The following is a 13576-nucleotide window of genomic DNA, read 5'->3' on the forward strand; positions in this document are numbered from 1 at the left end:
GGACGACCCGGTGCGTCGGGAACACGGCCGTGGTGTCGTGCGTTGGGCAGGTGTGATCGCCAACAGGCCACGAAGCGGTATCGATGCGACTCCCGGGCGACGCGCCCCGCGTGCGTCGGGGTACGGTAGTGCCAACCCTCGTCAGGGGGTGCCGGCGGAAGGAAGGGGGCGTGACATGGTCGTCCTGCGACAGGAGATCGGTGACGTGCTGCGCGGCAGCGTCAGGGGCGCACCCTGCGTGAGGTGTCCTCGGCCGCACGGGTCTCGCTGGGTTATCTGAGCGAGGTCGAACGCGGGCAGAAGGAGGCCTCCTCCGAGCTGCTGGCCTCGATCTGCGAGGCTCTCGACATCCCGCTGTCCCTCGTGCTGCGCGAGGTCAGCGACCGTATCGCGGTCGCCGAGGGGCTGCTCGTCCCCGACACCATCCCCACGGACGTGCTCGCCGGGATGCTCTCGCGCGGAACCGTCGAGCGCGAGGACCTCACGCCGGTCGGCTGACCGCCTGGCAGGTGGGGCACCAGAACACCGGCCGTTCGTACGGCGGTTCGTTGGCCTGCCCGACGGCGACCGGTGTCCGGCACCGCCGGCACGGGTGACCCAGCTTGCCGTGCACCGCGCGCGGCACCTCACCGAGGCCCTCACGTCGCCCGACGTCGACGCTGCGTCCGACCAGTCGGCGCGCGGTCACGAGCAGGGCCCGGACCTCCTCGTCGTCGAGGGAGTCGGCGGGCGCCCACGGGTGCAGCCGGCGGTCGAAGAGCGACTCCGCCATCCAGATCGTGCCGAGTCCTGCCACGACCGACTGGTCGAGGAGCACGTCGCACAACGGGCGGTCCCCCTGCCGGTGCCAGCGGTCCAGCGCCGTGGTCAGACCCGCCGTGCCGAAGTCCGCTCCGAGCACGTCCGGGCCCAGGTGTGCCAGCAGCCGGGGCTCGTCGTGGGTCCGCAGCAGGTCCAGCATCCCGAGTCGCCACCCGACGCACGTCCACCGTGCGGTGGCGAGCACCGCCCGGACCTCGGGATGGCGGGCCGCGGCGGCACGGTCGCTCGTCGCCACGACGCGCCAGGACCCCTCCATCCGCAGGTGGGTGTGCAGGGTGCGGCCGTCGTCGAACCGGGTCAGCAGGTGCTTGCCGTAGGAGACGCACCCCGTCACCGTCCGGCCCGTGAGGTCGGTGCCCCCCGTCCCCGGCCAGCGCAGCTCGGCGCGGACCAGCGGCCGACCTCGCAACGCCTGGTCGAGACGCTCGGCCGTGAGCCGCAGGACGTCGCCCTCGGGCATCAGACCGCCACCCTCAGCCCGCGAGGCGTCACCGTGAACCCGGCGTCGAGCAGGGCGTCCGCCGCCGCGGAGCGTTCCTTGGCGGCCTCCAGGGCCGGGACGCCGTCGAGCCGCTGGACCACCAGCCGGCCGAGGTGCCCGCGCCGGACATGGTCGGCCAGGAGGGCTCCCGCGACCGCCAGCGCGTCCGGAGCCGTGGTGAACGACAGCAGCGTGCGTCCGCCCCGTTCGACGTACAGCGCCGGCTCGCCGTTGGTGAGGACGACGACGGCGCCCGCCTTGCGTCCGGGGCGGTGCCCGCCGCCGTCGTCGCCCGCCGAGGTGGTCGCCGGCCAGGGCAGGGCCGCGCCGTAGGGGTTGGCGGGGTCCGTCGCGGCGAGCAGCAGTCCCGGCGGGGAGGCGTCGGGGTCGTCGCGGACACGCTCGCGGTCGGCGGCGTCGACGCGCAGCCGGTCGACCGCCCCGGGCAGCGCGAACTGCGCACCGCCCAGCCGCTCCACGAAGTAGCCGCGACGGACCGCTCCGCGTTCCTCGAGCCCGGTGAGCACCCGGTACACCTCGCGGAACTGACCGGTCACGTGCTCCGAGGGCGCGACGGCCCGCGTCAGCACCCCGTGCCGGTCCAGCAGGACCTGGGCCAGCGCGTGCGTCCGGACTGTCGGGTCCTGCTCGCGCGCCGGCAGGCCGGACCAGCGGCCCCCGCCGGCCGGTGGCACGACGGGGCGGGCGACGGCGAAGCGCGACCGGCGCACCGGCCGGGCGCGGGCCGGACGCCGGGGAGCCCGGTGCGCCCCGCCGCCCGCGCCGAGCCGGGCACGCAGCACCGCGAGGCCGTCGTTCGTCACGTGGCCGCCCCAGACGAGGTCCCACAGCGCCTCCAGCACCTCGCCGGTCGGGGCGTCGGCCAGCTCGACGAGGCGGGGCAGGAAGTAGCCGCCCGACGACGTGAGCAGGTCGAGCAGCACGCGGTGCAGGTCGGTGTCCAGGGTCCCCTCGGGCCCCAGCGGGGCGGGCGGCGCGAGGGTCAGGGGAGCGTCCTCGGCCAGGTGCAGGCTCACCGTGCCGTCCGTGCCGGGCAGCGCGGCGTGTCCGGCCCAGACCACCTCCCCGGTGGTGGTCAGCTCGTCCAGGAGAGCGGGGGAGTAGTCCGTCACGCGGGCCGGGAGCACCAGCGTCTCCAGCGCCGACGCCGGGACCGCGGCGCCGGCCAGCTGCTCCACGGCCCGCAGCAGGCCGTCGCTGCCGCGCAGCCGCGGACCGGTGGCGCCCTGCCAGCGCGGCAGGAACACGCCGAGCGTCTCCGGCTCGACCGGTTCCACCTCGGACCGCAGCGCCGCCAGGCTGCGCCGCCGCAGCGTGCGCAGCACCTGCGGGTCGCAGAACTCGTCCCCGGTCCCGCCGACGGCCTCCGGCCGCAGCGCACCGCGCACGAGCGCGCCGTCGCGCTCGAGACGGGTCAGCACCCCGGTCGCCACGGCGACACCGAGCCCGAAGCGGTGGGCGACCTCGGCGGCGGTGAACGGGCCGTGCGTCCGGGCGTGGCGTCGCAGCAGGTCGGCCAGCGGGTCGTCGACCGGCGCCATCACGGCGTCCGGCAGCCCGGCGGGTGGTGCCACCCCGAGCGCGTCGCGCAGCCGGGCGGCGTCCTCGGCGACCGCCCACTGCTCGGCGCCGGCGAGGCGGACGCGGATGACCCGGCGGTCCCGCTCGAGGTCGGCCAGCCAGTCCGGCACGGCGAGGGCGGCGTCCTCGGCCGTGCGGTGACGCACCTCCTCGAGCGGGTGCGGGCCGGTGCGGCGCAGCAGGTCCCAGACGGCCTCGGCGTCCCGCGCCCGGCGGTCCGTGGCCAGCCCCTGCAGCTCGGCCTCGGTCCGCTCGACGACCTCCGGGTCCAGCAGGTCGGACAGGTCGGTGGCGCCCTGCTCGCCGAGGAGCTCGGCCAGCAGGGTGGGGTCCAGCGAGAGGGCCGCGGCCCGCCGCTCGGCCAGCGGCGCGTCGCCGTCGTACAGGAACTGCGCGGTGTACCCGAACAGGAGCGACCGGGCGAACGGCGAGGGACCGTCGGTGGAGATCTCGACCAGCCGGACCCGGCCTGCCGCGAGGTCGGCCATGAGCGTGCGCAGGGAGGCGACGTCGAAGTCGTCCTGCAGGCACTCGCGGGCCGCCTCGAGCATGATCGGGAAGTCGGGGTACGCCGACGCCACCTGCAGCAGCTGCGCGGCGCGCTGGCGCTGCTGCCACAGGGGGGCTCGCCGGTCCGGCCGACGCCGCGGCAGCAGCAGGGCGCGGGCGGCCGCCTCGCGGAAGCGGGAGGCGAACAGCACCGACGAACCCAGCTCGGCGCGGACGGCGGCGTCGACCTCCTCCGGGTCGACGAGCAGGTCGTCCGTGGTGATCTCCGGCCGGGTCTGGGCGGCCTCGAGGTCCCAGGGCGAGTCACCGGGCAGGCGGAGCACGATGCCGTCGTCGGCGGGCATGGCGGCGACGTCGGTGCCGAGCCGCTCGCGCAGCCGGGCCGCGACGACCAGCGCCCACGGGGCGTGCACCCGCGCCCCCAGGGGCGAGTGGATCACCACCCGCCAGTCGCCGAGCTCGTCGCGGAACCGCTCGACGAGCACGGTGCGGTCGTCCGGCAGCCGCCCGGTCGCCGCGCGCTGCTCGGTCAGGTAGCCCGCGAGGTTATCGGCGGCCCAGTCGTCGAGCCCGGCGTCGCGCAGGTGCGCGCGACCGCTCGGCGGGTCGGCCGCGAGGAGCTCGTCGGTCTCCCGCAGGAACGCGCCCACGGCGCGCCCGAGCGTGGCCGGCCGCCCCGGCGCGTCGCCCTTCCAGAACGGCAGCCGGCCGGGCTGCCCCGGTGCCGGGGTCACCAGCACGCGGTCCGGGGTGATCTCCTCGACGCGCCACGTGGAGGACCCGAGGGTGAAGGTGTCGCCCGCCCGGGACTCATAGACCATCTCCTCGTCGAGCTCGCCCACGCGCTTGCCGCCCCGGCCGGCCTCCTCACCGGCCAGGTACACGCCGTACAGCCCGCGGTCGGGGATCGTCCCGCCGCTCGTGGCGGCCAGCCGCAGGGCACCCGGACGCGCCGAGAGCCGCCCGGCGGCCCGGTCCCACACGATCCGCGGACGCAGCTCCGCGAACTCCTCGCTGGGGTACCGCCCGGCCAGCATGTCGAGCACGGCGTGCCAGGTGGCGTCACCGAGCGCGGCGAACGGCGCGGCGTGGCGGACCGTGCGCAGCAGGGCGTCCGCGTCCCAGTCGTCGACGGCGAGCGCCGCGACGACCTGCTGGGCCAGCACGTCCAGGGGCGTCGACACGATCCGCAACGGCTCGATGTCGCCGGAGCGCATGCGCTGGGTGACCACGGTCGCCGGGACGAGGTCACCGCGGTGCGTGGGCAGCACGACACCGCGAGAGACGGCCCCGACCTGGTGCCCGGCCCGGCCGATGCGCTGCAGCCCGCTGGCCACCGACGGCGGGGACCCGACCTGCACCACGAGGTCCACGGCCCCCATGTCGATGCCCAGCTCCAGCGAGGACGTCGCGACCACGGCCGGCAGCCGACCGGCCTTGAGGTCGGACTCGGTGCGGGTGCGCTCGGTCCGGCTCATCGACCCGTGATGGGCCCGCGCCAGGACCGGTGCCGCGGCGTCGAGGGCGGCGGCCGTGCCCGACTGGCCGGGGGTCTGGGCCGCCTGCTCCGCTCCGGCGTCGGGGGTCGCGAGTCCCTGGCGCTCGGCCCAGGTCTCGTTGACCCGCGCGGTGAGGCGTTCGGCCCCGCGCCGGGAGTTGGTGAACACCAGCGTGGACCGGTGGTCGCTGACGAGGTCGACCACCCGGTCGGTGACGTGCGGCCAGATGGATGCCTGGCGCTGCGGGCCGCTCGCCGCCCCGGACAGGTCGGGCTCGTCGTCCCCGCCCAGATCCGTCAGGTCCGGGACCGGGACGGCGACGTCCAGGTCCCAGCGTTTGCGTGACGGCGGCTGCACGACGGCGACCTCCCGGCCCCCGGCGGTGGTCGGTCGGCTCCCGGCGAGGAAGGCCGCGACCTCGTCGGCGGGCCGCACCGTGGCGGACAGGCCGATGCGCTGGGCGGGGCGTGGCAGGAGCGCGTCGAGCCGTTCGAGGCTGACGGCCAGGTGCGCCCCGCGCTTGGTGCCCGCCAGCGCGTGGATCTCGTCGACGATGACCGTGCCGACCCCGGCCAGGCCGGCGCGCGCCGCGGAGGTCAGCACGAGGAAGAGCGACTCGGGGGTCGTGACGAGCACGTCCGGGGGACGGGTGGCGAACGACCGGCGTTCGGAGGCGGGGGTGTCGCCGGTGCGCATGCCGACACGGACGTCCTGGGTGTCGGTCCCGAGCCGGTCGGCGGCCCGCCGGATGCCGGTCAGCGGGGCGCGCAGGTTGCGCTCGACGTCGGCGGCCAGCGCCTTGAGGGGGGAGACGTACAGCACCCGGCAGCGCTGCGTCGGGTCCTCCGGCGGCGGAGCAGCCGTGAGGCGGTCGATCGCCCAGAGGAACGCCGCGAGCGTCTTGCCCGAACCGGTCGGTGCCACCACGAGCGCGTGCCGGTCCTCCTCGACGGCACGCCACGCGCCCTCCTGCGCCGCCGTGGGGCCGGCGAACGCATCGGTGAACCACGCCCGGGTCGCGGGGGAGAAACGGGCGAGCGGGTCGGTGGCCACCAGCCCATGGTGCACCCGGGCACCGACAGGTCGGTGGTCGTGGCACGCTGGGCGGGTGCTCTACTCCGACTTCGCCCAGCTCGTCGACGAGGTGTTCGGCCGTGCCTACGGCCGCACGCTCGTGCGGGAGCAGGTCCTGCCCCGCCTCGGGGACCGCACCCCGGCCGAGGCGCTCGACGCGGGGACGGACCCCCGCGACGTCTGGCACGCCCTGTGCGACGCCCTCGACGTCCCGGACGCCGAGCGGTGGGGGACGGACCGGCACCGGCAGGCGCCGCCGGCCCGCTGACCGCGGCGCCTCCCGGTGTCGACACGCCGCGCCGCGGACGCTGACGTCGAACAGATGTTCGGCTAGGGTGTCCACAGGAAGGCCTCGTGGGTCGCTCGTCCACAGCGCGACCGGCTCGGACGGGGCGTGTCGGTGGCGGGGCGTAGCGTCGTCGTCGACATGAGCAGCAGACCGAAGGCGCGCGGCCGCGCCCAGAACACGAAGGTGACCGACATGCCTGGACCGGAAGACCGTGAGAAGGCCCTCGAGGCCGCGCTCGCCCAGATCGACCGCAGCTTCGGCAAGGGCTCGGTCATGCGTCTCGGCCAGGAGGGGCGGGCCCCGGTGGACGTCATCCCCACCGGTTCCATCGCCCTGGACGTGGCCCTCGGCATCGGTGGCCTGCCCCGGGGCCGCGTGGTCGAGGTCTACGGCCCGGAGTCCTCCGGCAAGACGACCGTCGCCCTGCACGCGGTGGCGAACGCCCAGAAGAACGGCGGGATCGCCGCGTTCGTCGACGCCGAGCACGCCCTGGACCCCGAGTACGCCAAGAAGCTCGGCGTGGACACCGACGCCCTGCTCGTCTCCCAGCCGGACACCGGTGAGCAGGCGCTGGAGATCGCCGACATGCTGATCCGCTCCGGGGCGCTCGACATCATCGTCATCGACTCCGTCGCGGCCCTGGTCCCCAAGGCGGAGATCGAGGGCGAGATGGGTGACAGCCACGTCGGCCTGCAGGCCCGTCTGATGTCGCAGGCGCTGCGCAAGATCGCGGGTGCGCTCAGCTCCTCCGGCACCACGGCGATCTTCATCAACCAGCTGCGCGAGAAGATCGGCGTGTTCTTCGGCTCGCCGGAGACCACCACGGGTGGCAAGGCGCTGAAGTTCTACGCCTCGGTGCGCATGGACATCCGCCGGATCGAGACCCTCAAGGAGGGCACCGACTCCGTCGGCAACCGCACCCGCGTCAAGGTCGTCAAGAACAAGATGGCCCCGCCGTTCAAGCAGGCCGAGTTCGACATCCTCTACGGCGTGGGCATCTCCCGGGAGGGCGGCCTGATCGACATGGGCGTCGAGCACGGGTTCGTCCGCAAGTCGGGTTCGTGGTTCACCTACGGCGGCGACCAGCTCGGCCAGGGCAAGGAGAACGCCCGGTCGTTCCTGCGGGACAACCCCGACCTGGCGAACGAGCTCGAGAAGAAGATCAAGGAGAAGCTCGGCGTCGGGGCCAAGCTCGACGCCCCGGCGGACGGGGACGCCCCGGCGGCCGAGGCCACGTCCGTCGCCGCCGGCGACGAGGAGAAGGCACCCGCCAAGGCGGGCGCGGCGACCAAGAGCACGAGCCGGTCGAGCGCCAAGAGCAAGAAGGCGCCCTTCTGAGCACCGGACGCGCGGAGGAACGGTCGGCGGGCGGTCGTCGGAAGGACGGTCGCCGCCGACCGAGCGTGAGCGAGCGCCTCGAGGCCGGTCAGATCACGCGCGACGAGGCCACGGAGCTCACGCGGGAGGCCGTGCTGCGCACGTTGACCGCCGCGCCGAAGAGCCGGGCCGAGCTCGCCCGGTCCCTCGCTCGCAAGGGCTACCCCGAGGACGTCGCCGAGCACGTCCTGGACCGGCTCCAGGACGTCCGCCTCGTCGACGACGCCGCGTACGCCGAGATGATCGTGCGCACGCGGCACACCGAACGGGGCCAGGCGCGTCGAGCCATCTCGGCCGAGCTCCAGCGCCGCGGCGTGGACCCCGAGACGGCGACCGCTGCGCTCGAGCAGGTCGACGGCGACGACGAGCGTGCGGCCGCGGCCGAGCTCGCCCGCAAGCACGTGGCCCGCACCCGCGGACTCGACCGGGACAGACGCGTCCGGCGCGCCGTCGGGGCGCTGAGCCGCAAGGGGCACAACCCCTCGGTCGCTTTCGCCGCCGTCAAGGACGCCCTGGCCGCCGAGGGGGAGTCCGAGGATCTCGACGACCTGATCTCCCTCGACGACTGACCCTGCGGCGCGCCCCGGCGCGCCGGCCACGCGATCCCGGCGGCACCATGCCCATCGGACCGCACGACCGGCGTCGCCGGAGCGCTCGAGGGACCGCCCGAGCGGCCGTCAGCCCCAGCGACCCGGCTTGCCAGGATCCGCCGGTCCGGCCTCGGGTCCCTCGTCGACCCCGTGCGGACGCTCGGCCGCCTGGGCCGTCGCACCCACACCGACGCCGGCGTCGAGCCCGGCAGCCATCGTCCCGGTCCGTCCGGAGGTGCGCCGCAAGGAGTTCCCGAGCCGCTCGGCCACCTTCGTCAGGCTCCAGTTGATGAGGATGAACAGCACGGCGGCGACGGCCAGGGTCTGCAGGATGTTGCCCTCGCCGGAGCCGAGCAGCCGGGCCTCCTGCAGCAGCTCGCGGTAGGTGATGATCGCGCCGAGCGCGGAGTCCTTGAGCACGACGACGAGCTGGGAGAGCAGCGCGGGCAGCATGGCGATGAGGGCCTGGGGGACCTCGACCGACCGCAGCGACTGACCCCGGGTCAGTCCGGTCGACAGCGCGGCCTCGCGCTGGCCCGACGGCAGCCCGTGGACACCGGACCGCACCAGCTCGGCCACGACCGACCCGTTGTAGAGGACCAGGCCGATGACCACGCCCCAGAAGGAAGGCGAGTCGGCGCCGGCGTTGGCGAGCAACAACCAGAAGAACACCATCATGAGCAGCACGGGCACGGCGCGGAAGAACTCCACGACGGCGCCGCACACCACGCGCACCGGCAGCAGCGTGGAGAGCCGGCCCACGCCGAAGAGCAGGCCGAAGGCGAACGCGCCGACGATGCTGACGGCGGCCGCCCGCATGGTGTTGAGGAATCCCGGCCAGTAGTAGAACCGCCAGGCGTCGGCGTCCACGGCGGCGAGCCACAGGTCCGGGTCGAGCTGCCCCTTGTCACCGAGCCGGGCGAGCAGCAGGGCGGCGATGCCGCCGACGATGACGGCGCCGATGACGTTGCCGACCCGGATGCGCCGCTTGGCGCGGGGGCCGGGCGCGTCGAAGAGGACGGTCTGGGCGCTCATCGGGACACCGCCAGTCGACGCGAGAACGAGGTCGACAGCAGGCCGACGGGGGTCACGAGGATGACGTAGCCGATCGCGAAGGTGAAGAAGATCGCGTAGATGTAGTCGGGCCGGAACTCGATCATCGTCCGCATCACCGAGGAGGTCTCCGTCACCGAGGCTGCCGCGGCGACCGTGGTGTTCTTGATGAGGGCGATGAGGACGTTGCCGAGCGGCGCGATCGCGCCGCGGAACGCCTGCGGCAGGATGACCAGCCGGGCGGAGGGCAGGAACGACAGCCCGATGGACCGTGCCGCCTCGGCCTGCCCGACCGGCACCGTGTTGACGCCGGACCGGATCGCCTCGCACACGAAGGCGGCGTGGTAGATCGACAGCCCCACGACCGCGAGCCAGAAGAAGTTGAGGGTGAAGTCGGTCGCCAGGGTGAGCTCGAGCTGGCCCCAGGCCCCGAGGACCATGAACACCATGATGATCGTCAGCGGGGTGTTCCGCAGGATCGTGACGTAGGTGGTGCCGGCCCACTGCAGGCTGCCGATGGGGGAGATGCGGAACAGGGCCAGCACCGACCCCAGGACCAGGGAGAGCACGGCCGCCCAGAAGGCGAGCTGGATGTTGACCCAGAACGCCCCCAGCACGTCGTACTGGCGGATGATGTCGAGGTACTCCTCCACGCGGCGGACGCTCCTTCGGCTCGGTCGCGGCAGAGACGTGTCGCCGGGACTCCGGCGGCACCGGATCGGGCCCGCTGCGTGGCGCGGCGGGCCCGATCCGTTCTCAGTGGTCGGTCACATGTCGCAGGGGTCGAACTCCGGCGGGTTGAGGTCCTGGTTCGGCGTGTAGCCGGTGCCCTCGGTGGCGGAGTCGATGTACTCCTGCCACGATCCGTCGTCGATCATCTGCTGCAGCGCCGCGTTGATGTCCTCGCACTGGTCGGAGTCCTGCGGGATGCCGACGCCGTAGCGCTCCTCGGAGAAGGTGTTGCCCACGACCTTCACCTGGCCGGAGTTGGCGGGCTGGGCCCCCAGGCCGGCGAGGATGATGTCGTCGGTGGTCACCGCGTCCACCTGACCCGAGGTGAGCGCGGTGACGCACTCGGCGTACCCGGGCTGCTCGAGGAGGTTGACGCCCTCGGAGTACTCGTCCTTGATGCGCTGGGCCGACGTCGAACCGGTGACCGAGCACAGGTTCTTGCCGTCCAGGGTGTCCGGGCCGGTGATGTCGGTGTTGTCGGCCGCCACGAGGAGGTCCTGGCCGGCCACGAAGTACGGACCGGCGTACGAGACCTGCTCGCGCCGCTCGTCCGTGATCGAGTAGGTGGCGAAGATCATGTCGACCTGGCCGGTCGACAGCAGCGTCTCGCGCTGGGCGGACGGGGCCTCGACCCACTCGATCTGGTCCTCGGAGTACCCGAGCTCGCCCGCCACGTACTTCGCGACGTCGACGTCGAAGCCGGAGGGCGTGTCGCCGTCCATGAACCCGAGGCCGGGCTGGTCGAACTTGATGCCGATGGTGACGCCCTCGCCGCCGGCCCCTTCCTCCTCCATGGTGTCGGTGGTCTCGCCCCCGGTGTCGGTCTCGCCGCCGTCGTCGGAGGAACAGGCGGCCAGGGTCAGTGCGGCGGTGGCCGCCAGGGCGATGACCCCGGTGGTGCGTGTGCGTCGCATGATGCGTCCTTTCGTCGGTGGTGCCGGTGATGCCGTGATGAAGATCAGTGGGTGAGGATCTTCGACAGGAAGTCCTTGGCGCGGTCGCTGCGCGGGTGGTGGAAGAACTCCTCGGGCGTGGCCTCCTCGACGATCTGGCCGTCCGCCATGAACACGACGCGGTCGGCCGCCTTGCGGGCGAACCCCATCTCGTGGGTGACGACGATCATCGTCATGCCCTCCTTGGCGAGCTGCTCCATGACGTCGAGCACCTCGTTGATCATCTCGGGGTCGAGGGCCGAGGTCGGCTCGTCGAAGAGCATCACCTTGGGGTGCATGGCCAGCGACCGGGCGATCGCCACGCGTTGCTGCTGGCCGCCGGAGAGCTGGGCGGGGAACTTCGCGGCCTGGTTCTTCACCCCGACGCGGTCGAGGAGCTTGAAGGCCTCCTCCTCGGCGTCGGACTTGCTCAGCCCGCGGACCTTGCGGGGGCCGAGCGTGACGTTGTCGAGCACCGTCTTGTGGGCGAAGAGGTTGAACGCCTGGAACACCATGCCGACGTCGGCACGCAGCCGGGCGAGCTGCCGCCCCTCGGCGGGCAGGGGTTGGCCGTCGATCCGGATCTCGCCGCCGTCGATCGTCTCCAGCCGGTTGATGGCGCGGCACAGCGTGGACTTGCCCGAGCCCGACGGGCCGATGACCACGAGCACCTCGCCGCGCCGCACGGTCAGCTCGATGTCCTGGAGCACGTGCAGGTCGCCGAAGTACTTGTCGACCCCGCTGAGCTCGACGAGGGGGGCGCCCAGGTGCGAGTCGTCCGCCGGCGGCTGCTGGTCGTCCGCCGGTGCCGTTCCGCTGTGATCCATGTCATGAACCTAACCAGTGGATCGTTTCGGTGGGGTGCGAGCACGCGCCGAGTCGGCAACGGTTCGATAACGACTGTCCGGAAAGCCGGGAATCGGCAACCTTGCGACGGCGGATCCGCGGCGCGCGGGACCGTACCCTGGAACCGATGTCCACCACCATGCCCTCGCCCCGTGAGACCGCCACGTCCCTGCCCTCCGACGGGGCCGGACGGACGTACATGGTCCGCACCCTGGGGTGCCAGATGAACGTCCACGACTCCGAGCACATGGCCGGGATGCTCGAGCAGGCGGGGTACACCCGCGCCACCGCCGCCGACGAGGCGGCGAGCAACGCCGACGTGGTGGTCATCAACACGTGCGCGGTGCGCGAGAACGCCGCGACGCGGCTCTACGGCAACCTGGGCCAGCTCGCCGGGCTCAAGGCGGAGCGGCCCGGGATGCAGATCGCGGTCGGGGGCTGCCTGGCGCAGAAGGACCGCGGCGAGATCGTCGACAAGGCCCCGTGGGTCGACGTCGTGTTCGGCACGCACAACCTCGACGCGCTGCCGGTCCTCCTCGAGCGGGCACGGCACAACGAGGCCGCCCAGGTCGAGATCGCCGAGTCGCTGCAGGTGTTCCCCTCGACGCTGCCGACGCGGCGCGAGTCGGTGTACGCCGGCTGGGTGTCCATCTCGGTGGGCTGCAACAACACCTGCACGTTCTGCATCGTGCCGCACCTGCGCGGCAAGGAGCGCGACCGCCGTCCGGGCGAGGTCCTCGCCGAGGTGCAGGCCCTGGTGGACGGCGGCGCCGTCGAGGTCACGCTGCTGGGTCAGAACGTCAACAGCTACGGCGTCGAGTTCGGCGACCGCGGAGCGTTCGCCAAGCTCCTGCGGGCCTGCGGACGGATCGAGGGGCTCGAGCGCGTCCGCTTCACCTCGCCGCACCCGGCCGCCTTCACCGACGACGTCATCGAGGCGATGGCCGAGACCCCGAACGTCATGCCGCAGCTGCACATGCCCCTGCAGTCCGGCTCGGACCGGGTGCTGCGCGCGATGCGGCGCAGCTACCGTTCCTCCAAGTTCCTCGGCATCCTGGAGCGGGTGCGCGCCGCCCTGCCCGACGCCGCGATCACCACCGACATCATCGTCGGGTTCCCGGGCGAGACCGAGGAGGACTTCGCCGAGACGCTGCGCGTGGTCCAGGAGTCGCGGTTCAGCTCGGCCTTCATGTTCCAGTACTCCCCGCGCCCCGGGACGCCGGCGGCCGAGATGGACGACCAGCTGCCCAAGGAGGTCGTCCAGGAGCGGTTCGACCGACTGCTCGCCCTGCAGGAGCGGATCAGCGCCGAGGAGTCGGCCCGGCAGACCGGCCGCACCCTCGAGGTGCTCGTCTCGGAAGGATCGGGGAAGAAGGACGGCGCCACGCACCGGCTGTCCGGACGGGCGCCCGACAACCGGCTCGTGCACCTCGCGGTGCCCGCCGGCGTGCTGCCCGAGGGCGGCCTCGCCGACCAGCCCGTCTCGCTCGAGGACCCGCGACTGGCCGAGGTCGGCGCGCTCGACCCGTCCCTGCCGCGCCCGGGCGACATGGTGACCGTCGAGGTGACCCGTGCCGCACCGCACCACCTGATCGCCGACTCGGCGCTCGACGGCGGCACCTACGCGGTGCGTCGCACCCGGTCCGGCGACGCCTGGGCCCAGCGCGAGACCGCGCGGCTCGGCGGGGGCCACGACGACCACGGCCACGGCGGCGAGCCCGGTGGCCCGGTCACGCTGGGGATGCCGACGCTGCGTCGCTGACCCCGGC

General features: G+C 73.6%; 10 protein-coding genes and 1 pseudogene. 5 read left to right on the forward strand and 6 right to left on the reverse strand.

All coding sequences use genetic code 11. The features are described from left to right. The first annotated feature begins 175 nt into the window (after positions 1-175). Positions 176-498: pseudogene (locus Q6347_RS11020) on the forward strand (helix-turn-helix domain-containing protein). Here Q6347_RS11020 and Q6347_RS11025 read toward each other — a convergent pair. Together Q6347_RS11025 and Q6347_RS11030 are read right to left on the reverse strand one after the other, a co-directional pair. Then, entirely contained in the window at positions 482-1282 is an 801-nt protein-coding gene (locus Q6347_RS11025) for a DNA-formamidopyrimidine glycosylase family protein (RefSeq protein ID WP_171247781.1), read from the reverse strand. The pseudogene Q6347_RS11020 and the gene Q6347_RS11025 overlap by 17 nt on opposite strands. After that, positions 1282-5967, reverse strand: coding sequence for an ATP-dependent helicase (locus Q6347_RS11030; protein WP_304607370.1), 4686 nt, complete (start codon positions 5965-5967; stop codon positions 1282-1284). The genes Q6347_RS11025 and Q6347_RS11030 overlap by 1 nt, the downstream gene beginning before the upstream one ends. Positions 5968-6022: 55 nt before the next feature. Here Q6347_RS11030 and Q6347_RS11035 point away from each other — a divergent pair, with 55 nt between their 5' ends. The 3 genes from Q6347_RS11035 (at position 6023) to Q6347_RS11045 (ending at position 8223) form a co-directional block, all read left to right on the forward strand. Next, positions 6023-6256, forward strand: coding sequence for a DUF3046 domain-containing protein (locus Q6347_RS11035; RefSeq protein ID WP_171247779.1), 234 nt, complete (start codon positions 6023-6025; stop codon positions 6254-6256). 213 nt (positions 6257-6469) lie between these two features. Beyond that, on the forward strand, positions 6470-7615 hold the full coding sequence (gene recA / locus Q6347_RS11040; RefSeq protein ID WP_304603812.1) for a recombinase RecA: 1146 nt from the start codon (positions 6470-6472) through the stop codon (positions 7613-7615). A 65-nt stretch (positions 7616-7680) separates the two neighbouring features. Continuing rightward, complete coding sequence (locus Q6347_RS11045; protein WP_304607371.1) at positions 7681-8223, forward strand: regulatory protein RecX; 543 nt, start codon at positions 7681-7683, stop codon at positions 8221-8223. Between the two features lie 108 nt (positions 8224-8331). Here Q6347_RS11045 and Q6347_RS11050 read toward each other — a convergent pair whose 3' ends face one another. The 4 genes from Q6347_RS11050 to Q6347_RS11065 all read right to left on the reverse strand — a co-directional run bounded on the left by Q6347_RS11050 (position 8332) and on the right by Q6347_RS11065 (position 11788). Continuing rightward, positions 8332-9279: an amino acid ABC transporter permease gene (locus tag Q6347_RS11050; RefSeq protein WP_304607372.1), complete on the reverse strand. Its 948-nt coding sequence runs from the start codon at positions 9277-9279 to the stop codon at positions 8332-8334. Further along, positions 9276-9950, reverse strand: coding sequence for an amino acid ABC transporter permease (locus tag Q6347_RS11055; RefSeq protein WP_304603699.1), 675 nt, complete (start codon positions 9948-9950; stop codon positions 9276-9278). The genes Q6347_RS11050 and Q6347_RS11055 overlap by 4 nt, the downstream gene beginning before the upstream one ends. 114 nt (positions 9951-10064) lie before the next feature. Then, a complete protein-coding gene (locus tag Q6347_RS11060; RefSeq protein WP_304603700.1) occupies positions 10065-10943 on the reverse strand; it encodes a glutamate ABC transporter substrate-binding protein in 879 nt (292 codons plus the stop codon). Between the two features lie 44 nt (positions 10944-10987). Beyond that, positions 10988-11788: an amino acid ABC transporter ATP-binding protein gene (locus Q6347_RS11065; RefSeq protein ID WP_171247773.1), complete on the reverse strand. Its 801-nt coding sequence runs from the start codon at positions 11786-11788 to the stop codon at positions 10988-10990. Positions 11789-11934: 146 nt separating this feature from the next. Here Q6347_RS11065 and miaB point away from each other — a divergent pair, with 146 nt between their 5' ends. Next, on the forward strand, positions 11935-13569 hold the full coding sequence (gene miaB, locus Q6347_RS11070) for a tRNA (N6-isopentenyl adenosine(37)-C2)-methylthiotransferase MiaB (RefSeq protein WP_304603701.1): 1635 nt from the start codon (positions 11935-11937) through the stop codon (positions 13567-13569). Positions 13570-13576 lie beyond the last annotated feature (7 nt).

Origin of the sequence: Isoptericola sp. b408, assembly GCF_030588085.1 — a bacterium.
GTDB lineage: Bacteria > Actinomycetota > Actinomycetes > Actinomycetales > Cellulomonadaceae > Isoptericola > Isoptericola sediminis.

Bases quoted from the DNA above. Each gene is read 5' to 3' on its own strand.
- Q6347_RS11025 (WP_171247781.1), bottom strand. From the start codon at position 1,282: ATGCCCGAGGGCGACGTCCTGCGGCTCACGGCCGAGCGTCTCGACCAG.
- recA (WP_304603812.1), top strand. From the start codon at position 6,470: ATGCCTGGACCGGAAGACCGTGAGAAGGCCCTCGAGGCCGCGCTCGCC.
- Q6347_RS11050 (WP_304607372.1), bottom strand. From the start codon at position 9,279: ATGAGCGCCCAGACCGTCCTCTTCGACGCGCCCGGCCCCCGCGCCAAG.
- Q6347_RS11060 (WP_304603700.1), bottom strand. From the start codon at position 10,943: ATGCGACGCACACGCACCACCGGGGTCATCGCCCTGGCGGCCACCGCC.
- Q6347_RS11065 (WP_171247773.1), bottom strand. From the start codon at position 11,788: ATGGATCACAGCGGAACGGCACCGGCGGACGACCAGCAGCCGCCGGCG.
- miaB (WP_304603701.1), top strand. From the start codon at position 11,935: ATGTCCACCACCATGCCCTCGCCCCGTGAGACCGCCACGTCCCTGCCC.